The organism is Pedobacter panaciterrae (genome assembly GCF_013204795.1).
GTDB lineage: Bacteria > Bacteroidota > Bacteroidia > Sphingobacteriales > Sphingobacteriaceae > Pedobacter > Pedobacter panaciterrae.
In genome coordinates this window covers 191,848-216,498 of sequence record NZ_JABMKW010000008.1, presented here as the reverse complement: position 1 = coordinate 216,498, position 24,651 = coordinate 191,848, and the positions used below count along the sequence as shown (strand labels likewise).

Annotated in this window: 24 protein-coding genes; 8 read left to right on the top strand and 16 right to left on the bottom strand. The window is 38.5% G+C overall.

Features of this window, described 5'->3' with window-relative positions; genetic code table 11:
- Window positions 1-9: 9 nt before the first annotated feature.
- From HQN86_RS03070 to HQN86_RS03045, 6 genes are all read right to left on the bottom strand, one after another.
- On the bottom strand, window positions 10-2,448 hold the full coding sequence (locus HQN86_RS03070; protein WP_172659565.1) for a PIG-L family deacetylase: 2,439 nt from the start codon (window positions 2,446-2,448) through the stop codon (window positions 10-12).
- Window positions 2,449-2,570: 122 nt separating this feature from the next.
- Window positions 2,571-3,170, bottom strand: a complete 600-nt coding sequence (locus tag HQN86_RS03065; protein ID WP_172659564.1) for an LEA type 2 family protein — start codon at window positions 3,168-3,170, stop codon at window positions 2,571-2,573.
- Window positions 3,171-3,217: 47 nt separating this feature from the next.
- Entirely contained in the window at window positions 3,218-3,649 is a 432-nt protein-coding gene (locus HQN86_RS03060) for a DoxX family protein (RefSeq protein WP_172659563.1), read from the bottom strand.
- 50 nt (window positions 3,650-3,699) lie between these two features.
- Entirely contained in the window at window positions 3,700-4,305 is a 606-nt protein-coding gene (locus tag HQN86_RS03055; protein ID WP_048906972.1) for a TetR/AcrR family transcriptional regulator, read from the bottom strand.
- Between the two features lie 132 nt (window positions 4,306-4,437).
- Window positions 4,438-5,040, bottom strand: a complete 603-nt coding sequence (locus HQN86_RS03050) for an alpha-ketoglutarate-dependent dioxygenase AlkB family protein (protein WP_172659562.1) — start codon at window positions 5,038-5,040, stop codon at window positions 4,438-4,440.
- 17 nt (window positions 5,041-5,057) lie between these two features.
- Window positions 5,058-5,579: a DinB family protein gene (locus HQN86_RS03045; RefSeq protein ID WP_172659561.1), complete on the bottom strand. Its 522-nt coding sequence runs from the start codon at window positions 5,577-5,579 to the stop codon at window positions 5,058-5,060.
- A gap of 300 nt (window positions 5,580-5,879) precedes the next feature.
- Between HQN86_RS03045 and HQN86_RS03040 the strand changes: the two genes are divergently transcribed.
- Window positions 5,880-6,401, top strand: a complete 522-nt coding sequence (locus HQN86_RS03040) for a hypothetical protein (protein WP_048906975.1) — start codon at window positions 5,880-5,882, stop codon at window positions 6,399-6,401.
- A 45-nt stretch (window positions 6,402-6,446) separates the two neighbouring features.
- Here HQN86_RS03040 and HQN86_RS03035 read toward each other — a convergent pair whose 3' ends face one another.
- Complete coding sequence (locus HQN86_RS03035) at window positions 6,447-7,028, bottom strand: DUF1684 domain-containing protein (RefSeq protein ID WP_246269405.1); 582 nt, start codon at window positions 7,026-7,028, stop codon at window positions 6,447-6,449.
- Window positions 7,029-7,166: 138 nt separating this feature from the next.
- On the opposite strand from HQN86_RS03035, the gene trxA reads away from it, so the two are divergent.
- Window positions 7,167-7,463: a thioredoxin gene (gene trxA / locus HQN86_RS03030; protein WP_048906977.1), complete on the top strand. Its 297-nt coding sequence runs from the start codon at window positions 7,167-7,169 to the stop codon at window positions 7,461-7,463.
- Between the two features lie 14 nt (window positions 7,464-7,477).
- Here the strand turns inward: trxA and HQN86_RS03025 are convergent, their stop codons facing one another.
- Both HQN86_RS03025 and HQN86_RS03020 read right to left on the bottom strand, forming a co-directional pair.
- Window positions 7,478-8,560, bottom strand: coding sequence for a serine hydrolase domain-containing protein (locus HQN86_RS03025; RefSeq protein WP_172659559.1), 1,083 nt, complete (start codon window positions 8,558-8,560; stop codon window positions 7,478-7,480).
- A complete protein-coding gene (locus HQN86_RS03020) occupies window positions 8,561-8,752 on the bottom strand; it encodes a hypothetical protein (protein ID WP_048906978.1) in 192 nt (63 codons plus the stop codon).
- A gap of 282 nt (window positions 8,753-9,034) precedes the next feature.
- Here HQN86_RS03020 and HQN86_RS03015 point away from each other — a divergent pair, with 282 nt between their 5' ends.
- Window positions 9,035-10,333 carry an MFS transporter gene (locus tag HQN86_RS03015; protein ID WP_172659558.1) on the top strand — a complete coding sequence of 433 codons (1,299 nt, stop codon included), beginning with the start codon at window positions 9,035-9,037 and terminating at the stop codon, window positions 10,331-10,333.
- A gap of 316 nt (window positions 10,334-10,649) precedes the next feature.
- Here HQN86_RS03015 and dnaE read toward each other — a convergent pair whose 3' ends face one another.
- From dnaE to HQN86_RS02995, 4 genes are all read right to left on the bottom strand, one after another.
- On the bottom strand, window positions 10,650-13,601 hold the full coding sequence (gene dnaE / locus HQN86_RS03010; RefSeq protein WP_172659557.1) for a DNA polymerase III subunit alpha: 2,952 nt from the start codon (window positions 13,599-13,601) through the stop codon (window positions 10,650-10,652).
- Window positions 13,602-13,604: 3 nt separating this feature from the next.
- Window positions 13,605-14,762, bottom strand: coding sequence for a DNA polymerase IV (gene dinB / locus HQN86_RS03005; protein WP_172659556.1), 1,158 nt, complete (start codon window positions 14,760-14,762; stop codon window positions 13,605-13,607).
- 99 nt (window positions 14,763-14,861) lie between these two features.
- Window positions 14,862-15,344: a hypothetical protein gene (locus tag HQN86_RS03000; RefSeq protein ID WP_172659555.1), complete on the bottom strand. Its 483-nt coding sequence runs from the start codon at window positions 15,342-15,344 to the stop codon at window positions 14,862-14,864.
- Window positions 15,345-15,397: 53 nt separating this feature from the next.
- Entirely contained in the window at window positions 15,398-16,084 is a 687-nt protein-coding gene (locus tag HQN86_RS02995) for an arylesterase (RefSeq protein ID WP_172659554.1), read from the bottom strand.
- 83 nt (window positions 16,085-16,167) lie between these two features.
- Between HQN86_RS02995 and HQN86_RS02990 the strand changes: the two genes are divergently transcribed.
- The 3 genes from HQN86_RS02990 to HQN86_RS02980 all read left to right on the top strand — a co-directional run bounded on the left by HQN86_RS02990 (window position 16,168) and on the right by HQN86_RS02980 (window position 20,392).
- Window positions 16,168-16,863 (top strand): ABC transporter ATP-binding protein, encoded by a 696-nt coding sequence (locus HQN86_RS02990; RefSeq protein WP_172659553.1) that lies wholly within the window; start codon window positions 16,168-16,170, stop codon window positions 16,861-16,863.
- The gene (locus tag HQN86_RS02985; RefSeq protein ID WP_216854311.1) at window positions 16,850-19,390 is read left to right on the top strand and encodes an ABC transporter permease; all 2,541 of its coding nucleotides are present in this window, start codon (window positions 16,850-16,852) and stop codon (window positions 19,388-19,390) included. The genes HQN86_RS02990 and HQN86_RS02985 overlap by 14 nt, the downstream gene beginning before the upstream one ends.
- Before the next feature lie 114 nt (window positions 19,391-19,504).
- Window positions 19,505-20,392, top strand: coding sequence for a cation diffusion facilitator family transporter (locus HQN86_RS02980; protein WP_172659552.1), 888 nt, complete (start codon window positions 19,505-19,507; stop codon window positions 20,390-20,392).
- Here the strand turns inward: HQN86_RS02980 and rpiA are convergent.
- Window positions 20,364-21,065, bottom strand: a complete 702-nt coding sequence (gene rpiA, locus HQN86_RS02975; RefSeq protein WP_172659551.1) for a ribose 5-phosphate isomerase A — start codon at window positions 21,063-21,065, stop codon at window positions 20,364-20,366. The genes HQN86_RS02980 and rpiA overlap by 29 nt on opposite strands.
- A gap of 175 nt (window positions 21,066-21,240) precedes the next feature.
- On the opposite strand from rpiA, the gene HQN86_RS02970 reads away from it, so the two are divergent.
- Window positions 21,241-22,278, top strand: coding sequence for a serine hydrolase domain-containing protein (locus HQN86_RS02970; protein ID WP_246269403.1), 1,038 nt, complete (start codon window positions 21,241-21,243; stop codon window positions 22,276-22,278).
- Window positions 22,279-22,295: 17 nt separating this feature from the next.
- Here the strand turns inward: HQN86_RS02970 and HQN86_RS02965 are convergent, their stop codons facing one another.
- The gene (locus HQN86_RS02965; protein WP_216854310.1) at window positions 22,296-23,207 is read right to left on the bottom strand and encodes a hypothetical protein; all 912 of its coding nucleotides are present in this window, start codon (window positions 23,205-23,207) and stop codon (window positions 22,296-22,298) included.
- A gap of 171 nt (window positions 23,208-23,378) precedes the next feature.
- Between HQN86_RS02965 and HQN86_RS02960 the strand changes: the two genes are divergently transcribed.
- Window positions 23,379-24,095, top strand: a complete 717-nt coding sequence (locus HQN86_RS02960; RefSeq protein WP_048906990.1) for a 3-keto-disaccharide hydrolase — start codon at window positions 23,379-23,381, stop codon at window positions 24,093-24,095.
- A gap of 69 nt (window positions 24,096-24,164) precedes the next feature.
- On the opposite strand, the gene HQN86_RS02955 is transcribed toward HQN86_RS02960, so the two are convergent.
- The gene (locus HQN86_RS02955) at window positions 24,165-24,647 is read right to left on the bottom strand and encodes a hypothetical protein (RefSeq protein ID WP_172659549.1); all 483 of its coding nucleotides are present in this window, start codon (window positions 24,645-24,647) and stop codon (window positions 24,165-24,167) included.
- Window positions 24,648-24,651 lie beyond the last annotated feature (4 nt).

The following is a 24,651-nucleotide window of genomic DNA, read 5'->3' as shown; positions in this document are numbered from 1 at the left end:
GTTATTATATTACTTCTTAACTGATATTAAATTCACAAAGAGTCTATAAGCACCCGGCACGCCTGCGGGCAGTTGTCTGAAAAATGATAAACCAGTATAAACAAATCTACCCTTGCCATAATCTGCAATAATTAAAGACCCTGTCTTCTCACCTTCACCATCATCATGCATGCTCAAAACGGTCCTGTACTTTTGATCAACATCGGTAACAAAATACAATCCTCGCTCCTGTACCCAGCCTTCAAAATCTTTATCTGTAATTTTATTCGGATAGTTCAAAGCAGGATCATCAGATTTTAGTATTGTAACTTTGGCATCTTCCTCTGTTACCCTATCTCGAGACAGGCCAAAAGGGTATGGACCTAAGTTATCTAGTCGCAAAGGGCCATTTACATTATACTGAATCAGTAAAGTCCCACCATCATTTACATACTTCATCAGTTTGGGCTGCATGCTTTTAATCTGTTCACTTACATTATATAACCTAACACCAGCAATTATTGCATCGAATCCTGAAAGATCTCCATTCACAACCTGTCCTGCGGTTAGGTTAATTACCTCGTAACCAATCTGTTTTAATGACTCCTGAACTAAATCTCCCGCTCCTGCAATATAACCTATGCGTTTTCCTGCCAACTTTAAGTCTACCTTATCCACCTTTGCCTCAGCAAATGGAAAAAGTGTTTGAGTAGGAATATGCTCATAGTCTATTACATGCAAAGCACGATTGTATGTTTTGCCATCAACAACAACATTTAAAACTAAATTACCGTTAATGGTACTCCCTGCTGGGGTAATTGTAAATTCAACGGTCTGTTCTTCACCTTTTTTAGCCAGGTTAAAGCTAATATTTTCAGGAGCAACCTTCCATCCCATTGGAATTGCGGGCTTCAATACTCCTACTGCATTATCCTTAAAACTTCTGAGCTGAATAGCTATTCTTTTAGGCTCATTATTAATAAAAACAAATGCCTTTTCACCCATAGTAGCAGTTACAGGGGGCGCAATTACTAAAGGTTTATAAATTTCACCACGTACCTGGTCCGTATATTTATAAACTACAGGTCGTTTCTTTTCAATCACCTGATCACCTATTTTGATCCGGAATAAACCGCTTAAGCCTATTGGATTTTCTGCAAGCCCAATCTTTGACAATGAATCAACTACATACGAACCTAAAGTATGTCTCTTTTCCAGCCAGTAAGGCTGAGTAATTTTTATACCTGAAGTTGATATAGTTTTATCCTGAGAAACAAATTGATTAGGCGGCAAATCAAAAGAAGCTTTGCTATTAATTTCCTCAATACTCATCTTTAAGGGGAAACCTTGTTTAGCCCTTGCAATAGCCTGTATTCTAACGTCAACAGGAGCATCTAAAGCATAAGATGAACTTACCGCAGCACTTTCAAACCAGATTCCCGCACAAGCCAGGATCAAGTCGTCCAGCAAATCTTGTTTAAAGGGCTTTCCTTTTACCAGTTGCTTAAGCTTTAAAAGTTTTATTACCGATTTAGATGGATCGGCAACATCGTATTCAGCATTAATTTCAGAAACAAGTTTTTGTATCTCTCCATTTCCAGGATTCCGATTAAGGGTAAAATCTACGCCCTCAAATATATCTTTAGACGCCTTCTCACCAGCTACATAACTAAAAAACTCTATAGCTGATCCACGTTGTCTGGAAGAACCAAAGCCCTGGCTTCTATGATTAGATCTACTTTCGGCAGCAATCTCTCCATAGCTTTTACCCAACAGAGCGTTATAACCGCCCACATCAATTTTCAGCTGATCATCTGAAGTGGTATTATTACCTCCAAAATTAAAGGTATTCCAAAGAATGCGTTTTGCCTGCCATGGCTTTACAAAAGCAAGCTGTTCAGGAAATTGCTTAGGATCAGCAGCCGCTACAAAAGCTTCATGAGCCAATATTGCAGAACCAGAATGGTGTCCGTGACCTGCGCGTGAATCTTCAGGAAAGCGGGTAATGATCACGTCAGGCTGAAACTTACGAATCACCCAAACTACATCGGCAAGTATTTTTGATTTATCCCAGATCTTAAAACTCTCATCAGAATTCTTCGAAAATCCGAAGTCGTTTGCTCTTGTAAAGAATTGTTCAGCACCATCTGTACGTCTGGCGGCCAGCAATTCCTGAGTACGGATCAACCCAAGTAATTCAGCCTGTTCATTACCTATAAGATTTTGTCCGCCGTCGCCCCTGGTTAATGATAAATAACCGGCTCTAACTTTTTTCTCTTTAGCCAGATAGCCTAGTAAGCGGGTATTTTCATCATCAGGATGTGCAGCAATATATAAAACACTGCCAACAACATTTAATCCTTCAAGGCCTTGTTTAATCTCAGCAGCATTAAGTTGCTGCATATTTTGGGCTTTAATTAACGAAGGAACCAGCGCAGTAAGCAGGAGTAAGCATAAACGTAACTTCATATACATATCTTAGATTACATTTTATGTAACCTCAAGATAGCCCGAAAATAATTAAAAAACATTAATCCGAAGTGTTATTAAAAACTAAACTCCGTAACAATCATGCAAAAATACTACGGTTCTTATAGGAGAATTTTGCTGCTTACTTCTTTATCAATAGTAATAAAGCCCGGATATTTCACTAATCCACCGGCAACTTTAATACTTGGTCTGATTTTAAGTGTAAGTATCCCTTTCTTTTCGGGTCCATTCTTTCCAGATTGAATAAACTCAGTGATTTCCCTCATTACCTTGCTATCGGAGATAAACGGATAGATATTTACTTCCATATCAACCGGGACTACCGTAGCCTGTCCCGCAGCAACATTTACTTCCTGATTTACAAAACCGGCAGCAAGTTCTTGTCTGTTAATCAATATTTTGTACTCAAACTGATTAATAGAAGCATCATCACCGGAAGGATTTTTTACTTCCAGGTTCAACCGAGCTCTTAATGGAACATCTTTTCTCAATAATCCCAGAGCAAGTCCCGGAAGGCTACCCAAATTAATATCCTGATTGCTGATCATCTTTTTCACATCAGCTCCTGCCAGAGTAATCTCATCAGCCGAAGTGATCCTATATTTACATCTTTCAAGTGCTTTTATTTGTCGTGCCTGTTTGTTTATACCACAACCAGCTACCCCTATCGCCATCAGGCAAACTAATAATATCTTTTTCATAACAGCTATAACGGATTATTCAGTAAAATTATACAAATCTTTTTTTACTACCGTCTGCGGCCATTCATATTGCGGCTTATTAAATGATCAATGCTATACTTACCTGAGCCAGCAACAAGTAAAAACAAGTAAGTAAGCAGGTAATGAAATGCAAGTTCTTTCTTCTCAAATGCATCTGGTGCATGAATAATAAGACTAGCCACAAGCATAAGTATAATCAGAGGTATTACTGCAAATCTGGTTCCCAGACCTAACAAAACTAAAACGGAACATACAACTTCAGCAAACACGGTTAATACCAGAGAAGCTGTTTGACCAAGACCTATAGGATCTGCAAACTGAATCTCACCTCCTGCCAAAAGCCATGGTAATTTTTGAAGACCATGCGTAAGCATAAATGCAGCAATAGCAATACGTGTAATAAGCAGCATAAAATGTACGCCCTCATTGTTGAAATTAGTGTTAAATAGTTTTCTCATGTTTAAACTTTCAGTTTTTCAGTTGATGCTAAATATATAAATTTTGGTGATTATTTAATTGTAAGTGATTTAATAAATCCCGAAATTGCATCCTGAAGGATTAATTTCTTCTCCGGATCGGGCTTTCCTACTTTCTGGATCATCTCTATTGAAACCAAACCATGCAGTATTGAGAGATAAGTATGGTACTTTAGAAAATAGTTGGTTTCGGTATTATTGCTCGAAGCAATTGCTTCCTGAATAGTTGTGATCATAATACCAGTCATGTATTTCATTTCGGCAATTTGATTTACCATTTCACATGCAGGTATCCCAAGGCCAAACATCAACTGATAGTATTCCTTGTGTTCAAAAGCAAAATCCCAGTAAGCATGAGCAATGGCCTCCAGTTGTTCTGATGGCTCAGTATATTTATTCTTTACTTCAAGCAGCGCATCTGCGAGTTTTTGAAATCCCTCTTTAGTAAATTCCAAAAGAATAGCCTCCTTATTCTCGAAATGATTGTAGATAACCGGAATACTGTATTCGATGGCGTCGGCAATTTTACGAATAGATAAAGATTGCCAGCCATCAGTTAGCACTTGTAGCCAGGCAGCTTCAAGTATGCTAGCCCTGAACTCTTCCTTTTGTCTGATCTTACGTTCTGCGATTCCCATACTAGTTTAATTTTAGTTAACAGTGTTAACAAAAGTAATGGGTTTAAGATACAATTAAAACTTGAAATGTTTTTCTGACTTAATTACAACAATATTTTTTTCCAATGCGTATAAAGCGAATAACTAAAGCCACTAAGTTTTAATCGTTCTAAAAGTCAAATTAATTCTAGGTTGGGTTTCAATTACCGTCTTCGGAAGCCTGTGCTCCCAATAATGCTGGGTCTCTCCTTTCATAATCAGCAAGCTGCCGTGGGTTAATTCAATAGAAACGATTGGCAGTTTATCTTTGTAATTTCTGAATTGAAAAATTCTTGATGCCCCAAAGCTAACAGAAGCAATCACAGGAAATTTACCCAGATTCCTTTCATTATCTCTATGCCAGCCCATATAGTCCTTACCATCGCGATAGTGGTTCAACAGGCAGGCATTAAATTTAGTATCAAAAGCTGTTTCAATATTTTCTTTTATTCTCTGTAAGGTCGATGTCCACGGCAAAGCATTCATGGTAATACCAGAATAAGTATAGCTAACATCCTCATCCCCATAAAAGGCGGTAAAACGAGGCTGAAGAACGGTTTTTCCGAAAATCTTTATGGGCTCCTGTTTCCATTCGGTTTCCTCAGTTAACTTATCCAGATACATATAACTATCATCCTCCATAAAAAAACCCGGATGAAAAAATGCTTCCCCGGGTATTGTTAATAGATTTACATGATCACCATAGATTTTTTCCATGGATGCAATTTAGGCAATTAATCTCTGTTCCAAAATGCAGGCGGCTCTATACCTAGACTACGCAAATACACAGTGGCCTGCGCACGATGATGAATTTCGTTATCGATAAAATAAAGGATAATACCATACGCCTCTCCTTCATATTGACCAAATGCCAATACTACCTCCTGAAATTTCTCTTCTGGAATCTGTGCCCAGTAAGTATTGATCTCATCTGTTATCCTATCCCATTCCTTTAACAGCGCTTCCTTGGAATTCACTTCAGTTTTTCCTGTGTGATGATCCATTTCATTAATGGTTGTCCACTCGTCGGTAGCAATGCCTTTCACCCCCGGACCAGACATGCTGGTAATTTCACTTATTAAACCGGCAAACGGACGCATCCCTCCAACAGAATAATTAAATAATTTATCTTCCGGAAAAGCCTCAATCACACGTCTTGTAAGTCTGCGGTGGCCTTGCCAATGGTCTAACAAAGCATTAGAGTTAATAAATAAAGGCGTCAAAACTGTTTCTGCGGTTGTGTTAATCGTAGTCATAATGTAGGGTTTTTAGTGGTTAATCTCATTTCTTATACAAAGAAAACCACCTCCACTGACAACCCTATGGCAGTCTGTTTTTAAATAAAAAAAATTAACTACATTTGTAAAAAAATAAAATCATGCTACGTCTTAAATATATCCAAAAGAATAACATTAGCCGGTCTCCTTGGCTCATGGACTTGGGTATGGATTTTAGTTTTAACTAGAATACGCTAAGACCTAAACAAAAATCATTTATTTTATTATAATCAATTTGCTATGGCTATTTAATCCTTAGCAAATCATACATATATCCTTATGGACATTTTATACACTGTAGAAGAAAAGTATCTGCAGGCAATAGAAGAACTTCATTATGGCGAGCTGCCAAAAGCGCTTCACTTTTTTCATGAAATCGTTAATTCAGATCCGGAGTATGCCAGAGCATATTATCAATTGGGTAGTTTTTATTATTATCAGTTCAAAAATTACCAAACTGCCGGCTACTATTATAAAAAGTGCATAGAACTGGAGGCTGATTTCCCTGATGTTTATGAACATTATCTAAAGCTGTTGATCACATTAAAAATGCATAAATTAGCTCAAAACATAGCTAAAAAGGCATTAACTGTTCCAGGAGTTTGTAAAGCTCACATTCATGAGAGCCTTGGCTTAAATGCTGAGGAATTACAAGACTTCGCTACAGCAAAAGAGCACTACAAACAAGCGGCGCTAGCAACTGCCTCACAAACTGAGCACGAACTATTCCAAGATCATTTAAAGCGTATTAAAGATAAGCAGACAGCAAATCTAAATATGGTTTATGCTTATCAGAGTTAGTTGATTAAATCAACTAACTCTGATTTTTAATTCTATCAAAAGAAATTATTTATGTTTTTTATCTCCGGTATATATCATTTCACCAGCTTTAACCTTAAGTTTCAGGTCATTTTCTGCCGGAGGTTTAGGACATTGATAGCCATCGCTATAAGCACAATAAGGGTTGTAGGCCTTATTGAAATCGACCTCAATAAAATTTCCTGAAATATCCTGGCTGCTTAGGTCAATATACCTTCCACCACCGTATGATTCCTCCGAGTTGGTTTCATCAGTAAATGGCAGAAATAAATGATCCTTATATTCGGCAATTTTCGATAAAGAAATGCTTTTATATATAGTAAGCTTCTGGGGTTCGCCATTTAATTTAAAACTAAGAATTGCATAACGTATATATTCCCTGCTAGTACCTGTGTAGGTTGGCATTTGGAATGATGTTTCGTTTATTAAAAGCTCTACATTCGCTTTTATCCTATAGTTACTATCGGCTTCAAAAAAATGTAAATTCTTTAGATCACCTTCCTTTAGCGGTGAACGGGTATCCTTCAAAAAATCTGCCTTGTAATTTTCGCGGTGCGTTGCAATCTGTGTTTTATAATCTTGTGCAAAACTGTTCAGTTGAATCATCATAAACAGTATAAAGCAGTATCTAATCATATCATTAAAATCTAGTTTACAAAGCTATCAATTTATATATTAGAAATCCCACTCAGGTATGTGGCATTCTGTTTGTTGCTTAGAATAACATAACATTAAACTAGTAATACTATGGCTACATTCTCAGAAATCATTAAAGGTGATAAACCGGTACTTGTCGATTTTTATGCTACATGGTGTGGCCCATGCAAAGTTATGGCGCCCATTCTGGACACATTAAAAAAACAAGTTGGAGAGACTGCAACCATTCTAAAAATAGATGTGGACAAGAATCAAGCCGCTGCTGCCGCATACGGTGTGCAAGGTGTACCTACTTTTATACTCTTTAAACAAGGTAAAATTCTTTGGAGGCAATCTGGAGTTGTTCAGGCAACGCAATTACAGCAGCTCATCAACCAATACGCTTAGGCACCAAACACCATCTATTTCTGGCCCAAATAAGCAGCAATTACTTTTAGGCGCATCTTATTAAGATCAGTCGTGTTCGTATTGGATAAGAAAATAAAAGTAAGATCTTTATCAACAAGGTGTACCCAGTTCGCATTATGTCCGTACCCTGCTCCCTGCCTTTCAGCAAATATGGTATTTACATTTCCGAATTTCTTAGGGTATACCCAAAATCCAAAAGCAACATCTCCAAGCTTTTCATCCCCCTTAAGCATTACATCCACCGTCTCAGGTTTTAATATTTTATGATTAAAAATTGCCTGATCAAACAACAGCAAATCCTGCGGCGTTGAGTACATAGCTCCCGCAGAATAGAAATTATCCATATAATAATTTGTTGGCATATAAAGATCTGTTACACTTGAATCTCTATTTGAATAACCATGATCTATGCCTTTTATGATGTCCTCATGATGAAGGTAATCTGTATGAAACATTTTTAAAGGCAATAATATTTTTTCTTTTAGCACCTGCTGGTAACTTTTTCCATAAATATTCTCTATTATTTTACCCAGGATAATGAAGTCGCCATTATTATAATTGAATTTAGTACCTGGCGTATCTATTAATTTTTCTGAAAGGAATTTATTTATAAAAGTATCCAGAGGCCAGATTGTTTTATCATAAGCCTCATGTATCATTTCCGGAGAACTAATATCCCTATGAAACCTTCCACTACTATAGGTAAGTAAATTCCTGATAGTAACTTTTCTTGCAGCTTCGCCCTTATATTCAGGATAATATACAGAGATTGTTGAATCTAAATTTATTCTTTTTTGTTCATAGAGCTGCATGATCAGTACAGCCGTGAATGTTTTGGTTAACGACCAAATGTGAAATCTTGTATTTTCGGAATACCTGATATCATTAACCCTATCTGCTATTCCCGTATATTTTAAATACTCAATTTTCCCACCCCTTGCAATTAGCACTGCGCCGTTAAAGTTTCGCTGTTTTACACAGGAATCAACTACCTCCTGAACTTTTTTAATTTGTCCGGAAGCACAGTTTGCAAGGAACAGAAGTATTACCAGGTTTATAGCTCTTGTCAAAGGCATTTACCCATTAATAGCATCTTCCAGTTTAGAGCCGTCTTTTGTTAAAACTTCAAAATGATGGCTTTTAGATAGTTTTAAAAGGTGACCAATAAAATCGGTCGCTGTAGGATAAACATGTTTATCGAATTTAAGAATGGTTTCGATCTTGTTAACTGCGTTAACATACTCGTCTTTGATTTCTTTTTGATTCATAACGTACTGCTTTACAGATAAAAAATAAACAATACAAGATACAAATTAATTCGTTCATCAAATAACCATAGAATATAGTTACAATTATATTACAACTAGATAGGCTATAAAAAGAAAACAGGAATGGTCCTACCGACCATTCCTGTATATCTAAATTAACGCTCTCCATATAAAGACGCATTTAGAAACAAAATATTGTATACGCCTTTAAAAATTTTTAGTTGATCCATTTTTGCCTATATAAAGATCAAACTCTATAAATTGCATTTAACTATAAAACCTATGGAAGGAAATGATGATAAAATCTCGGCAAGAAGACTAAAAGCCATTTTTGGTGGCTCCATAGGTAATCTTGTAGAATGGTACGACTGGTATGCCTACTCTGCTTTTGCAATTTATTTTTCCGCCTCCTTTTTTCCTGAAGGAAACCCCACTGTACAGTTAATAAATACCGTAGGGATATTTGCTTTAGGTTTTTTAATGCGCCCACTTGGAGGCTATATTTTTGGTCGCGTTGCCGATCGCGTTGGTCGTAAACAATCCATGACACTTTCTGTATTATTGATGTCGCTGGGTTCTTTTCTAATCGCCCTAACGCCGACCTATAAAACCATTGGCATTATAGCACCCATCCTTTTGTTAACCGCAAGATTGCTTCAAGGCTTAAGTGTTGGTGGCGAGTATGGCGTATCTGCGACCTATTTAAGTGAAATGGCCACCAAAAACAGACGCGGATTTTACTCAAGTTTTCAATATGTAACTTTAATAGGGGGCCAATTACTAGCCCTCGCTATTCAATTAATCCTGCAAAGAGTACTACTATCTGAAACTCAACTTCAGGAATGGGGTTGGCGTATTCCATTTGTATTCGGTGCCATCCTTTCCATTGTTGCACTTTATCTTAGGAAAAACCTCGATGAGACAAAAGCATTCGAGAACCAAAAGCAACGCGGAAATGAAAAGAAAGGAACTATAAAAGAATTATTAAAACATCCCAAAGCGGTAATTACCGTAATAGGATTAACACTAGGCGGTACCCTCGCCTTCTATACCTACACAACTTATATGCAAAAGTTCCTTGTCAATACTGTACACATGACAAAAGAACAATCTACATTGATGTCGTTTTTAACACTACTCATCTTTGCATGTTTGCAGCCTTTATTCGGAGCATTGTCCGACAAAATAGGAAGGCGACCACTCCTCATTGCTTTTGGTGTATTAGGCACCATATGCACAGTTCCATTGCTTACAACGCTAAGTCACACCACCTCACAGTGGCAGGCGTTTTTTCTTTTAATGATTGCATTAATTATTGTTAGTGGCTATACCAGTATCAACGCAGTAGTAAAAGCCGAACTATTTCCAGCCCAGGTTAGAGCCCTTGGTGTTGGATTACCCTATGCGCTAACTGTTGCCATCTTCGGGGGATCAGCCGAATATATCGCTTTGCAATTAAAAGATTGGAACCATGAAGAATATTACTACTGGTACATCACCATCTGTATTTTCATATCCCTGATGGTGTATATTTTTATGAAGGATACAAAGAAGACTTCGAAACTAAATCAGGACAGTTGATAAATAAATTTTCGGGTTACTGTTTTAAGGAAGGCATTGCTGTTCGATGCAGGAACAACAATGCCTAAAAACCAAATATAAGCATGTCTACAAATCTTAATAGACATAATTAAAACGAAAAGTGCGAAACAAAAATTTATTTATGAGACTACAATTTAGGCACACAATTCTATTAACAAAAGTCCTATTCTCTTGATTCAAAAACAAAGAATACTATACATTCCGCACTTTTTCCGGCTATTAAGTTTTCGACAATTTTTTGTTTGGCATTTTGACTCATAAAAAATAAAATTCCAAATTTTGTATTTAATCAAGCTCAATCCATCACAGGATTATGAACAATAGGTAGCTTTGCAAACCTGATTACCTCAACACTTGGAAAACCGAAATCCTCCACTACTTTACCCAATATCAGGTAGCAACCTTTTCCTCTAAAAGGATAAGTAGGCGTGCTGTTGGGAAAATGTGTAGTATCAAAGAAATTTCCATCTGCGTCCAGAAAAGTACCAAACCACATTTTCTTGTTGTTTTTCGTATGCACAGTCTTTTCACAAACATACAATCCCACCATTTTTACCGTTTGTCCAACATATTGAATCAGGTTGTCTGTGCACACATCTCCTCTGTATGGGGTTTTCAATAGATCAAACATAGAAAGCGACAAAGGAAACCCAAGCAGTTCCAGCTCATGATAGGCATCTTCAAGCTTGGTATTAATCAGCTCTGGCAGCATATAATGTTTACTTTCCAAATGAAAAAGTTCTGCATGATTAACAGGCTTAACTTTACCACCCAACATCATATGCACCTCCCACAACAAAGTTTTCTTACTCTTACCTGTAAACCTTAAAGCTGCCACCCTAATTAAAATGATTACCTGTTCCAGTCCCATCCCAGTACGTTTTACAAAATCCTCCAGATCAATAAATGCACCATTTCGCTTAACCTCATCGGGAATTAATTCTATAAATCTATTCTCAAGTCCCTGTATACCAATAAGCCCCAGGTAGGCATCATTCCCTTTAATGGACACTCCAGAAGTACTTACATTTACACATGGCAAATGCACCTTTGCACCCGCTTTTTGCAATTCATGAACATACAACCAACGCGTATAAAACCCGCCGTAATTATTCAGCACCGCAACCATAAACTCCCGGGGATAGTAGGTTTTTAAATGTAAACTCTGATAACTTTCTACTGCAAAACTCGCTGAATGTGCTTTAGAGAAACTATAACCCGCAAAAGAGAATACCTGTCTCCATACCTCGGCCGTAATGGCCTGTGGCCTGCCCAATGCCTTTGCTCCTTCATGAAACTTTTCTACCAGCTTATTGAATTCTATTTTCGAGCGATATTTCCCACTCATCCCCCGTCTCAAAATGTCTGCATCCGTACCATCCATCCCCGCATAATGAATACAGATCTTAATCACATCTTCCTGATAAACCATTACCCCAAAAGTATCTTCCAGTTGTTCCTTCATTACCGGATGCAGGTATTCTACAGCATCTGGTTTATGAAAATTCTGAATGTAAGCCTTCATCATACCTGATTGTGCAACCCCAGGTCTAATAATACTGCTGGCCGCAACCAATGTCAGGTAATTCTCGCAGCCCAGCTTGGTAAGCAATTGCCGCATTGCCGGCGATTCGATGTAAAAACAACCAATGCTATTGCCAGATTTTAACTTGTTATTCAGGTTAGCATCGTTCATAAACGTCTTTACCTGATGGATATCTATTTTATATTGCTGATTTTCCTCCACCAGCCTCACTGCTTCTTTGATATGCCCTATCCCTCTTTGGCTTAGTATATCGTATTTATCGTAACCAATCACCTCCGCCTCGTACATATCCCATTGTACAGTGGGCATTCCTTTGGGTGGTAAATCCAATGCAGTGTAATAAGTAATCGGTTCTTCCGAAATCAGTACGCCACCAGCATGAATACTTCTTTGATTGGGCATCTCCTTCATCATTTCGTATATGGCGTTAATCTTTTCAAAAGTAGGATTGTTTCTGTTTTCCGTTGCTTTAGCCGGATCTGTAAAGCCCTCAATCTCAGCTTTTGGCAGGCCCATTACTTTACCAATCTCACGAATAATGGAGCGGTCTTTAAAGGTACTCATCGTGCCTAGCAGCGCAGTATGGTCTTTTCCGTAACGCTTAAAAATATAATCCTGCACATCTTCACGCTCATCCCAGGAATAATCAATGTCAAAATCCGGAGGCGAGGTACGTTGTGCATTCAGAAACCGCTCAAAATACAAATCGAGTTCCAGCGGATCTACGTCAGTGATACGCAAACAAAAAGCCACGGCACTATTAGCTCCTGAGCCCCTGCCTACATGATAATAACCCTTAGACATGGAATAACGAATAATATCCCAGGTGATTAAGAAATAGGCACAATACCCCAGGTCATTAATTACCTTCAGTTCGTTCTCTACTTTTTTCAGTGCCTCCTTATTGTTCTTTCCATAACGATAAATCAGACCTCCCATTGCCAGCTTTTCAAGCAGTGCTTTATCATCATTCTTACTCCCGGTAAAGGTTTTACGGTTCAGGTGCACTTTCCCCTCCGCATAATTCATCCTGCAGCTATCCATCAGTTTCCGTGTATTGTCTAGAATGAAAGTATATTTACTAAATCTAGCTTCCAGCTCCCCTGCGGGCAGAAATATATCGGTACTACTGCATTTATCTTCAGGCCCAATCATCGTAAGCAGCGTATTCAAATCTACCCCTCTCAAGTACTCATGTAAGCGGTATTCGAGCCTGTCGGCCACAAAAACAGGTTGTAATGCAAGTAATTTATCTTTTATATGATTGATCTCCTTGCCGTGCAAGCTATGCAGCTCATCATAGCGAATCCCCAGATATTCATTTTCGCCTAATGGTTCCGTTACATTATCACCTGCATAGGGGTAAATTACAACTGCATTTTTAAAGGGTTTTACCTTATCGGGCAGCTCTTTCTGTTCCAGATTATGCTCAGTCAGGAAATCATTTAACTCCTTCATCCCTTCCTTATCCTTGGCAACCCCAATATAAAGTAATTGCTTATTTCGTCTAAATTCAACACCTCCAATGGGCTTAATACCGCTCTTATTACATGCTCTCATAAACTCCATGATCCCCGTTGAGTTATTGATATCTGTAAGCACCATCTGCGTAACCCCTCGAGAAGTGGCTTCCTTTATGAGCTTTTCGATAGACATAGTGCCATAACGCAAGCTATATTGAGAATGAACGTTCAGGTACATGGCTTATAATTCAATATTCAACACAGATGCCCTTGTTACTGCCTTTTCTCCAAATCGCTTGCGAATCCTGTCCATTGCCTGCACCAGGCTATATTGTTCCTGCGATTCACTATACATATCAATTTGTTCAAATCCGTTTACCAGACTAGACAAACGCACACCAACAAGTCGTAATAACATCCTCTTGGTATATACCTGTTTAAAAAGTTCCTTTGCTTTTTGAATAAGTGTATTATCTAGTGCAGTGTAAGGGATAGATGCCTGCCTGGTAACATCTTCGAAATTAGAATACCTGATCGTTACAGTAATGCAGGCCGCAAGTTTCTTTTTTTCTCTCAGCTGAAATGCAATATCCATTACCATCGAAGTAAGCAGGTTATTGATCATATTTATATCTATAGTATCTGCTTTAAATGTGCACTGTGTGCCAATGCTCTTCTGCTCGGCATATGGAACTACCGGACTATTGTCTATCCCTTTGGCTCTTTGAAGCAGCGATAACCCATTTTTCCCCATCAGCATATTCATCTGATCCGGATGGATCTGGGCCAGTGTATGAATCTTCTTGATGCCCATATCACTGAGTTTTACAAAGGTCTTTTCTCCCAGTCCCGGAATTTTCCTGATTGAAAGAGGATTTAAAAAAGGTTGTACACCCGATGCTTCAACATTCTTCTCCCCGCTTGGCTTACATTCGTTAGTTGCCATTTTGGAAACCGTTTTATTTACCGACAACCCAAAAGAAATTGGTAAGCCCGATTCTTTCATAATAACTTGTCGAAGTTCATGGGCATAAGTCATACAACCATGGAACCTATCCATGCCCGTCATATCTATATAATGTTCATCAATACTGGCTTTTTCAAACAGCGGCGCCCTTTCCCTTATAATATCAGTAATTTCATGAGATGCTTTAGAATAAGCATCCATGCTGCCTTTAATAAAAACCCCATGCGGACACAGCATCTTTGCCATTCTGGCTGGCATCGCCGCATGTACCCCAAATTTTCGGGCCTCATAGCTACATGAAGTTACTACTCCACGATCCGACATGCCGCCAATAATTACGGGTTTTCCAATAAGACTACTATCCTTTTTTAACTCTACAGACACAAAAAATGCGTCCTGATCCATATGAATTATTTGCTTCCCTTCCCTCATGACAAATAAATTTAGGTCACGACAAAACTAAGCTAATAAAATTAGTAAAACAATTATAAAACTAAATATATTAGCGCAAATACAGATTATACTATTCGTTTAAGCAAGCATAAGGCCCGGGACTTCCTTTAGAATTTGATCCTTGTGAGCGGCAGATAGCCAGATATTGGACTCTAAATTTAAAATATCTATATTTTCTTTAAGAAAGTAGTTCCAGCATAATTTCCCATTTTCTTTCTGCGTAGTAACGATATCATGAATAATATCATTTGATATGACAACAGGGGTACTATCTTCTCCATGATTAAATTCAGTTACGTGAACATCTTCTAATAAAACCGTACCCAAAACAGCCGAATTCTCATGGCCCTCACCTTCGGCAGAGATGTTCAGCTCATAAGTATTGGTATCTTTTTTAGAATAACCAGTCACTTCTTCAGAGAATTTAAAGGCTGCGCAATGAGAGTGTTTTGGAATTTTAGCAGCATTCAATTGTTCCCATTCCTTTCGGTCATCCAGATTTTTATGCTCATCACAGTACCATTCAGGGTTGCGTACCCAAATTTTAACGACTATGTTCATACACTATTGCTATTTGATTAGATAATGAAGATAGTAAAAAAAATCTTTACTAATTACAGCACACCTTTCAATTTCGTCCAAACGTTTTCAGCCAGTATCTTCTGTCCCTCGGCGGTAGGATGAATACCATCATTCTGATTTAACTTAGGAATACCCGCTACTCCCTCTAGCAAAAACGGCAGAAAAACCATTTCATTTTTAGCTGCAAGTGTTTTAAACATATTCCTGAAATCAGAAGCATACTTAGCCCCCATGTTAGGCGGCACTTCCATTCCGGTTAAAATCATTTTAGCCTGAGGATATTTCTTTTTAACCTTATCTATTATAGTCTGCAAATTGGCAGTAGTTTCATTAACCGCTATTCCGCGCAAGCCATCATTAGCGCCTAATTCAAGCACAAAAACGGCTATTGGTTGTTTTAGTAACCAATCTATCCGGTTTTTCCCGGCGGCAGACGTTTCTCCACTTAGTCCACCGTTTATTGCTTTATAAGGAAGCTTAAGTGAATCCAGTTTTTTCTGTAAAAGTTCCGGATAAGCCTCTCCTTGTTCCAATCCGTATCCGGCTGTTAAACTTGTACCGAAGAATAGAATATTTTTTTGTTTAACTGGAACTTCGGTAGCAACAGGTGCCGCCTCTGCAGGTTTCGCCTGTAATGGTTCTTTATTTTGGTTATTTCCACATGATGCCAATACAATTGACAATAGTATGATCAGGGCTGAAGCTTTAAAACGTAACATATCTATGTAATATAAATCTAAAATTAGCCATTACTTCTCAGGCCTCGTATATTTAACTATAAAAATACCTATTTATTAATAATATGCCATCAGAAAACATACTCCACATTGAAAATGTAAGTAAAATATATAAAAGTGCCGGAAAAGAACTTACTGTCCTTAACAACGTCAATTTCTCTGTAGAAGGAGGTTCTACACTTGCAATTACAGGTCCATCCGGCAGTGGTAAAACTACACTTCTGGGACTTTGTGCGGGGCTCGACAGATCTACTACCGGCTCCGTTAAGCTAAATGGCATAAAACTAGATGAGCTCACAGAAGATCAGCGGGCAGCGGTACGCAATCGCTACATAGGCTTTATATTCCAAAACTTTCAGCTAATGCCAACCCTTACCGCGCTTGAAAACGTAATGGTACCAATGGAATTGCGCGGAGAGAAAGACATTCGTGCACATGCCATGGATCTGTTAGATAAAGTAGGCCTTGCAGAGCGCTCACATCATTATCCGGTACAACTTTCTGGTGGCGAGCAGCAACGTGTTTCGCTGGCAAGGGCATTTTCCAACAAACCTGCTATACTCTTTGCCGATGAACCTACAGGTAATCTGGATGCCGAAACCAGCGAAAAAATAGAAAAGCTAATGTTTGAACTGAACAGGGATGCCGGAACTACGCTAATCATAGTTACACACGACCTGGAACTGGCTATGCGTACAAACAGGATAATAAAAATAAAAGGTGGCGTAATCATTTCAGACGATCCAAATGCAACAAGATAATTCCGCACTTAAAAGATCTGTAAACATCGGCTGGCTTTTTAAAATGGCCTGGCGTGATGCCCGTCGCAATAAATCCCGACTGTTTCTTTTCGTATCGTCAATTATCCTGGGAATTGCGGCTTTAGTAGCCGTGTATTCATTCAGGGATAATATGCAACGTGATATTGACAATCAAGCCAAAATGCTTACCGGAGCAGACCTGGTGATACAGGCACGCAAACCCGTAAGCGCAAAAGCACAAGCAGCACTAGATACGCTGGGAAATGAAAAGGCTTCGGAAAGAAGCTTCGCTTCAATGATCTATTTCCTTAAAAATGAAGGCAGCAGATTGGTACAGGTACGCGCGCTTGAAGGCAATTACCCATTTTATGGAACCATCGAAACTACCCCTGTAAATGCAGCAAGAACCTTTCAGCAAGAGCGCAGGGCATTGGTTGATAAAACAGTGATGCTGCAGTTCAATGCCAAACCAGGCGATTCCATTAAAATTGGTTCACTTAACTTCTTAATAGCTGGAATATTGGATAAAGCACCCGGGCAAACCGGAATATCTGCTACCGTAGCGCCTGTTGTTTATATCCCGCTAAAGTATCTTGAACAAACCGGATTAACCAAAATAGGCAGCAGAATCCAATACAAGTATTACTACCGGTACAATAAACCATCTGCCGTAGCTGGTCAGGTTAAAAAAATCCAGCGCTTGCTTGATAAAGAAAATCTCGACACAGAAACTGTAGAATCTAAAAAGGAAAGCACCGGAAAATCATTCAGAGACGTGAGCAGATTTCTTGAGCTTTCAGGATTTATTGCCCTCTTATTGGGATGTATAGGTGTTGGAAGCGCTATTCATGTATATATTGGCGAAAAACTAAACTCTATAGCTACCCTCCGCTGTCTTGGTTTAAAAGCCTGGGAGGCATTTTTAATTTACCTCATCCAAATTGTTTTTATAGGATTTATTGGTGCTGTTTTAGGTGCTGCATTGGGCACAATTATACAGTTCGCATTACCGATAGTATTAAAAGATTTCATCCCGGTAGAACTTACCCTACAAATTTCATGGCTTGCCATCTTACAAGGAGTACTGCTGGGCTTGGTCATTTCAGTTTTATTTACTCTGCCGTCGCTCCTTTCAGTACGCATTATCTCTCCATTAAATGCCATCAGGCATTCGTTTGAGAAATCAAACGACCCCAGAGACCCGTTAAAATGGATTGTGTATCTACTCATCCTGCTTTTTGTACTGGCATTTACCAGATTTCAAATGAGCAGTTGGATGCAGGCAGTTGTGTTTACCGGAAGTATCTTAATCTCGTTCCTATTACTTTTTGCTTTATCCAGACTCTTAATGTGGGCAGTAAAAAGGCTCATACCAGCTTCTTCAAGTTATTTATGGAGACAGGGGTTTGCGAATCTCTACCGGCCAAATAACCAAACCCTTATGCTTACCGTATCCATAGGTTTATCGGCAGCATTCATCTGTACACTGTTTTTTGTACAGGGCATTTTAATAAAAAGGGTAACCATATCCTCTGCCGCCAATCAGGCAAATATGATACTGTTCGACATTCAAAATGAACAAAAGGAAGCAATTGCCACATTAACCAGAGATTATAAATTACCGGTAATGAACCAGGTACCGGTTGTAACCGTTAGAATTGAGAAAATCAATGGAAAAACGGCACTTCAGGATACTGCAGGTGATTCCAAACGTGCTTTTCAAGGAGAGCTTAGGGTAACTTTCCAGGACACCCTCACCTCGGCAGAAAAAGTAACCGAAGGTATATGGCAAGGCAAAGCAAAACCGGAAGAAAAGGTCTATGTTTCGTTAGAAGAAGGTTATGCCAGGAACATCCATGTAGGAGTTGGCGATAGTATCGTTTTTAACGTTCAGGGATTACTGATACCTACCGTTGTTGGAAGTTTAAGAGAAGTGAACTGGGCAAGAATGCAAACTAACTTCAGGGTTGTTTTCCCTACAGGTGTATTAGAGGATGCCCCCCAGTTTCATGTACTGATGACACGAATTACTTCAAATGACGTTTCGGCTAACTTCCAAAGCGCTGTGGTACGAAAATTCCCTAATGTATCTGTGATAGATCTGGGTCTTATATTAAAAACTTTAGATGAGTTGTTATCAAAAATAAGTTTTGTAATACAGTTTATGGCTGCTTTTAGCATGGCAACCGGCTGGATAGTACTCATTTCTGCAGTGCTAACAAGCAGGGGCCAGCGATTAAGAGAAAGCGTACTGCTCAGAACCTTGGGAGCCAGTCGAAAACAGATCCTTGTAATTACAGCCATAGAGTACTTATTTCTGGGCGCATTTTCTGCCGGTGCAGGAATAATTCTTGCTCTTGGAGGCAGTTGGCTCCTAGCTGTATTTAGCTTCGACACCAGCTTTACTCCTTCTCTATTACCGATACTATTGTTGTTTATCCTAATCTGCTTTTTGGTTGTACTCACGGGTGTTTTAAGTAGCAGAAAAGTATTAAATACTCCGCCTTTAGCTGTATTAAACGCTTAAACTAAAATTGATGATAGTTTATTCAAAAATATGCAACGCACATCCATTCAAAAAGCTATTTTTGCGCCCCTGTTAAAACATCAGCATTAGTTTTAGCGTTACATTATTATTGCAATGGAATTATCATCAAAAAACTCATCTAAAGAAGCCATACGAACTACTCAGTTAGGTATTATTATCAGTATCGCTTTAATATTTATAAAGGGTCTTTCAGGATATCTTGGCCATTCCTATGCACTTATTGCAGACGCTACCGAATCTGGTGCCGATGTGGTTAGTTCAGGGTTATTATGGCTGGCACTTATATATGCTCAGCGCCCTGCCGATCAGGGACACCCATACGGACATGGTAAAGCCGAACCCATCGCTGCCTTATTAATAGGCCTTTTTTTGATTGCAGCCGCAGGTTGGATTGGATATCATTCTATATATTATATCAGAACACCTCACGGATTACCTAAAAGCTATACCTTAATTGTATTGCTGGTAGTAATCCTCTCTAAAGAACTTTTATTCCGCTATGTACTTAAAATCGGAAAACGATTGAACAGTCAGGCCGTAAAAGCAGATGCTTATCATCACCGGAGTGATGCAATCACCTCTATTGCAGCATTTATCGGAATTGTAATTGCTCTTGTATTAGGTAAAGGCTATGAAGGGGCAGACGACTGGGCAGCATTAATGGCTTGCGTATTCATCATTTATAATGCAATAAAGATTATCCGTCCGGCATTTTCAGAAATTATGGATGCCGCCCCATCACCAGAATTTATAGCAGAAATTACCGAGATAGCTGCTCAGCACATCGAAGTAAAAGAAGTAGAGAAATGCTATGTAAGAAAAATGGGCCTACAGTACTATGTAGATATGCACATAGAAGTAGATGGAACCATTGATGTATTTACTGCCCACCAGGTAGCCCATCAGGTTAAAGATGAGCTTCTGGCCTCAGATTTAAGTATTAAAGATGTAATTATACACGTTGAGCCACACTCGGCGTAATGACCTTAATCCCATTTTTCCCTGCTATTATTGCTTTTGTAGCTATTCCGTAAAACAAAGAATGCTCCACAACACCAGGAATCATTTTAACCTGAACGTTAAGTTTTTCTAATTCCGGCAATTCTGCAAAGTGAACATCAGCCAGCAAATTTCCATTATCTGAAATAACAGCGCCGTCCTTTTGAGTACTCATACGTAGCTTTATGGCTGCTCCTGGAAACTCAAACGACAATCTTCCCAGTACCATTTGCAAAGCCTGAGGTAATATCTCCAGCACCAAAGGATAAGTAGCATCCAGCTTCGCTACAAATTTCCCCTCATCTCCTATCAATATGAAATCCACAGCCATAGATGCCAATATTTTTTCAGTAGTATGGATACCACCTCCACTTTTTAAAGCATTCAATCCTTCATCAAACTGATCACAGCTATCAAAATAAACATCTATTTTTTTAAGTAACGCTGGTGATTGCACCTTTAATCCGCATTGCTGCAAATAAGCAGTGGTTTTAAAAGACGACGAAGTAAAAGTAACACCCGCAACCAAATCCTCATCCTGTTTCACCATATCCACCAGGTGAGATACCGTTGTTCCTGCACCCAAACCTACAATCTGGCCTATTTTAATAAAAGGCAGGGCCGCCTTTGCTGCTTCTATCTTATAATCGATCATGCCGGCAATTTAGAAATTAATCAGAATTATCTTTACCTTGTTTTCAAAAATTGACTCCCAGACTATGAGAAAACCAACCTATCTAAAACATTTTCTTACAGCAATTTTAATCATTTGTGCGTGTCTCCACAGCTTTGGCCAAGCTGCCAAAGCAGAGGCTGAACTAAAAGACATCATGAAAAAACAAGAAGCCATAGGGCTCTCTGTTGCTGTGGTAAAAAACGGCGATATCATTTATACCCACTCATTTGGCCTTAAAAACACTGAAACCAGCACACCACTTACCGATAAAGATATCTTCAGAATAGCATCAATTTCAAAATCCTTCTCGGCCACCTCTATTATGCAGCTTGCAGAAGCCGGAAAGCTATCTTTAAATGATGATTTCAGCAAACTGGTGGGTTTTAAGGTAAGGAACCCGAAATATCCTGAAACCGTTATTACCCTAAAAATGGTGCTCTCCCATACCTCTAGTATAAACGATAGCCAGGGCTATTTTAATCTTGATGTTATTAACCCAGAAAAAGGTCCTAACTGGGCAAAATGCTACAATGATTACGAACCCGGAAAAGGATATAAATACTGCAACCTAAATTTCAATATGGTAGGTGCGGTAATAGAAAAGCTTTCTGGAGAACGATTTGACCAATATGTAAAACATCATATACTAGATCCTTTAAAACTTTATGGGGGCTATTGTGTAGACTCACTAGACAACAGTTTGTTTACAACCCTATATGAATATGATTCCATTTCAAAAACTTTTGCCTCAGACTCTTCGGCTTATGCCCCGCGCAGAGAGGAGATAAAAAACTATGTTATGGGATACAGCACTCCCGCATTCTCTCCTACCGGAGGAATGAAAATATCGGCCACAGACCTTGCAAAATACATGACCATGCACATGAATCAGGGCAATTACAAGGGCGTAAAAATCATTTCTAAAAAGAGCGCTAAAGTAATGCAAACAAAAATTTCTGAGGAAGAAGGCTATGGGCTGGCAATGACTAATGTAGACAACCTGATTTCCGGAAAACACATGACCGGACATACCGGTTCTGCTTATGGCCTTTATAGCGCAATGTTTTTCCAACCAAAAGAAAAATTTGGGATCGTGGTCATCACAAATGGCTCCAATACTTCTTATACCAATGGTTTCAATAGCATATTAATAGAAAGCATCAATTGCCTTTACAATAACTTCATAAAATAAGACAAACAGCGCGGCACTTACAACCCAGAAGATACGCCTAAACGGAAATAACTATACTTATTTCGGTAATAGATGTTATACGGATCCTCACCATAATACCCCATAGCAGCCATTAAAAACACATTATTCATAAAAGGAAAGCTGTAATTAAATGAAGTTTCAACGTTAAGCCGTTTCTTTATTGAAAAAGCATTATAATTCTGCATTGCATTTACCGCATAATTCAATCCAACCTCAGCACGCCAGTTCTCTTTCTGTCTAACATATCTGCGAAGCGAAAAATCATAGATAACTCTGGTAAAACCATAATCATTTTTAAGGGCCTTTTCATAATGAAACCATTTATGCCACTCAAAACCGCCATAATGATTTAATGAATAGGAAACAGCATTAAACGCGCTGGTTTTTCTTCCTGAATTATATCCAACAGTAAGATAATTGGTACTAAAATTACCATCATGGGTATTTATTGTACCGTTGCTATTTAAAGCCTCTCCATCTTGTCCATTTGAATGATGAGTGAATTTTAACGTTGCATATTTATAATTGCTGATAGATTTACTAAGCCTGAAATATAAAGTTCCTCCCAGTTTTAAACTCGGAGTTCTTACACCCGAAGATTTTTCGTCAATTACCTTAACCGTAAAATCGGGCACCATAGCAAAAGCCACAGGCGATTCAGGTATTGCAAGTATCATATACGTTTTGGTAACCCTGCCATTAATAATATACTTTACCGGTCCGGCAAGTTCGCCTCTTGGCGAGATGTATGACAAATCACCATTTTCCTTATAAATATCGCTATATTCCCTATTACGCAAATATCTGCGTGTAATCAACGAATCCCTTGCCGCTGAATTTATGGTTTGCGGAGTTACAGTTTCAATACCTGTTAAATAAAAAACTACGATCAGACAGACTAGTTTCATGTGGTAATTATTGAAACATATACGTTACAACAACTATAACAGATTAGCTCGTCCAGTGTTTTTAATTATGCAACGGCATTCATAACAAAATGTAAAGACTTTGATAAATTTAAAGTACAGACTCGATTATTTAAGCTAATTCTTATATTAGCGTACTCAAAAGAAAAACTCATGAAAAGAAAATTAATCGTTTTAGCAGCCTCTGCACTCTTCTTTACCAGTGCAATGGCTCAAACACCTAATACGCTCTCAAAAGAAGAAAAAAAAGCAGGCTGGAAATTATTATTTGACGGTACAACTACAAAAGGCTGGCATACTTATCTTAAAAAAGAAGTGGGCGCAAAATGGCAGGTAAAAGATGGGGCAATCGTTTTTGATCCTACCCAACCTACCGGTGGAGGCGATCTTGTTACTGATGGGATATACGAAAACTATGAGTTGAACCTTGAATGGAAAATCTCTAAAGGCGGAAACAGCGGAATTATATTTGATATCCAGGAGGACCCTAAATACGGAGCTACTTATCTTACCGGCCCTGAAATGCAGGTATTAGATAACATCGATGCAAGCGATAACAAAAAACAAAATCACCTTGCAGGTTGTCTGTATGACATGTCTGGCGATTCAACTGTTTCTAAACCAGTACCAGTTGGCGAATGGAATAAAGTTAGACTGATTCAGGACAAAGGACACCTTACTTTCTGGTTAAATGGTATTAAAACATTTGAAGGTCAGATAGGAAGCGAAGAGTGGAAAGCTATGATTGCTAACAGCAAGTTTAAGAACAAAGACTTCGCAGACTTTGCTAAAGTTGCAAAAGGTAAAATCGCTTTACAAGAACACCCAGGCTCTAGCCAGTGGAGAAACATCAAAATCCGTACTTTATAATTCAATATAAGAGCAATTTAACGAAAGCGCCCGAATCATGATCATGATTCGGGCGCTTTCATTTATATCCTACTTACATGCTGTAGGCGCAAAAGTAAACCTGCCTCTTTCAAAGTTAATCGGTTTCCCTTTTACAAAATATGATCTTCCTAAAGATGTTTCAATCTGACCAACACCCAGCACCAGCTTGCCATCTTTTTTCAAAAGTGCAAGTGGGTTTTTATAAATGGTTTTATTTTCGCCTATTTTAAAGGTATAATCAACAAATAAGGTATCCCCTCTAAACTTTCCGTCAATTAAACCGTCATTAGTTGCTTTTTCATGATATTTTATAATCAAACCACCGGTAACTTTTCCCAACTTAGAAGTTATTACATTTAAATGTGCAGTATCTACACCATCAACAGCAATAAAACACTCATTACTGACTGGAGCATCTGCGGTATCAATCATTGTACTATCTTTCAGTTCCGAGCTTTTATCTCCTCCCTGATTGCAGCTAAATGCCAAAGGCAAAGCTATAAGTGCTAAATAAAGTGCTGATTTTTTCATGACC

Coding starts and splice junctions, on each gene's coding strand:
- HQN86_RS03035 (WP_246269405.1), bottom strand. CDS start 7,028: ATGATGATTCAACTGAACAGTTTTGCACAAGATTATAAAACACAGATT.
- HQN86_RS02955 (WP_172659549.1), bottom strand. CDS start 24,647: ATGAAAAAATCAGCACTTTATTTAGCACTTATAGCTTTGCCTTTGGCA.
- HQN86_RS03070 (WP_172659565.1), bottom strand. CDS start 2,448: ATGAAGTTACGTTTATGCTTACTCCTGCTTACTGCGCTGGTTCCTTCG.
- HQN86_RS03020 (WP_048906978.1), bottom strand. CDS start 8,752: ATGAATCAAAAAGAAATCAAAGACGAGTATGTTAACGCAGTTAACAAG.
- HQN86_RS02965 (WP_216854310.1), bottom strand. CDS start 23,207: ATGAAACTAGTCTGTCTGATCGTAGTTTTTTATTTAACAGGTATTGAA.
- HQN86_RS02980 (WP_172659552.1), top strand. CDS start 19,505: ATGGAATTATCATCAAAAAACTCATCTAAAGAAGCCATACGAACTACT.
- HQN86_RS02970 (WP_246269403.1), top strand. CDS start 21,241: ATGAAAAAACAAGAAGCCATAGGGCTCTCTGTTGCTGTGGTAAAAAAC.
- dinB (WP_172659556.1), bottom strand. CDS start 14,762: ATGAGGGAAGGGAAGCAAATAATTCATATGGATCAGGACGCATTTTTT.
- HQN86_RS03045 (WP_172659561.1), bottom strand. CDS start 5,579: ATGACTACGATTAACACAACCGCAGAAACAGTTTTGACGCCTTTATTT.
- HQN86_RS03040 (WP_048906975.1), top strand. CDS start 5,880: ATGGACATTTTATACACTGTAGAAGAAAAGTATCTGCAGGCAATAGAA.
- HQN86_RS03055 (WP_048906972.1), bottom strand. CDS start 4,305: ATGGGAATCGCAGAACGTAAGATCAGACAAAAGGAAGAGTTCAGGGCT.
- HQN86_RS02995 (WP_172659554.1), bottom strand. CDS start 16,084: ATGTTACGTTTTAAAGCTTCAGCCCTGATCATACTATTGTCAATTGTA.
- dnaE (WP_172659557.1), bottom strand. CDS start 13,601: ATGTACCTGAACGTTCATTCTCAATATAGCTTGCGTTATGGCACTATG.
- HQN86_RS03000 (WP_172659555.1), bottom strand. CDS start 15,344: ATGAACATAGTCGTTAAAATTTGGGTACGCAACCCTGAATGGTACTGT.
- HQN86_RS03050 (WP_172659562.1), bottom strand. CDS start 5,040: ATGGAAAAAATCTATGGTGATCATGTAAATCTATTAACAATACCCGGG.
- HQN86_RS02960 (WP_048906990.1), top strand. CDS start 23,379: ATGAAAAGAAAATTAATCGTTTTAGCAGCCTCTGCACTCTTCTTTACC.
- HQN86_RS02985 (WP_216854311.1), top strand. CDS start 16,850: ATGCAACAAGATAATTCCGCACTTAAAAGATCTGTAAACATCGGCTGG.
- HQN86_RS03025 (WP_172659559.1), bottom strand. CDS start 8,560: ATGCCTTTGACAAGAGCTATAAACCTGGTAATACTTCTGTTCCTTGCA.
- trxA (WP_048906977.1), top strand. CDS start 7,167: ATGGCTACATTCTCAGAAATCATTAAAGGTGATAAACCGGTACTTGTC.
- rpiA (WP_172659551.1), bottom strand. CDS start 21,065: ATGATCGATTATAAGATAGAAGCAGCAAAGGCGGCCCTGCCTTTTATT.
- HQN86_RS03065 (WP_172659564.1), bottom strand. CDS start 3,170: ATGAAAAAGATATTATTAGTTTGCCTGATGGCGATAGGGGTAGCTGGT.
- HQN86_RS03015 (WP_172659558.1), top strand. CDS start 9,035: ATGGAAGGAAATGATGATAAAATCTCGGCAAGAAGACTAAAAGCCATT.
- HQN86_RS02990 (WP_172659553.1), top strand. CDS start 16,168: ATGCCATCAGAAAACATACTCCACATTGAAAATGTAAGTAAAATATAT.
- HQN86_RS03060 (WP_172659563.1), bottom strand. CDS start 3,649: ATGAGAAAACTATTTAACACTAATTTCAACAATGAGGGCGTACATTTT.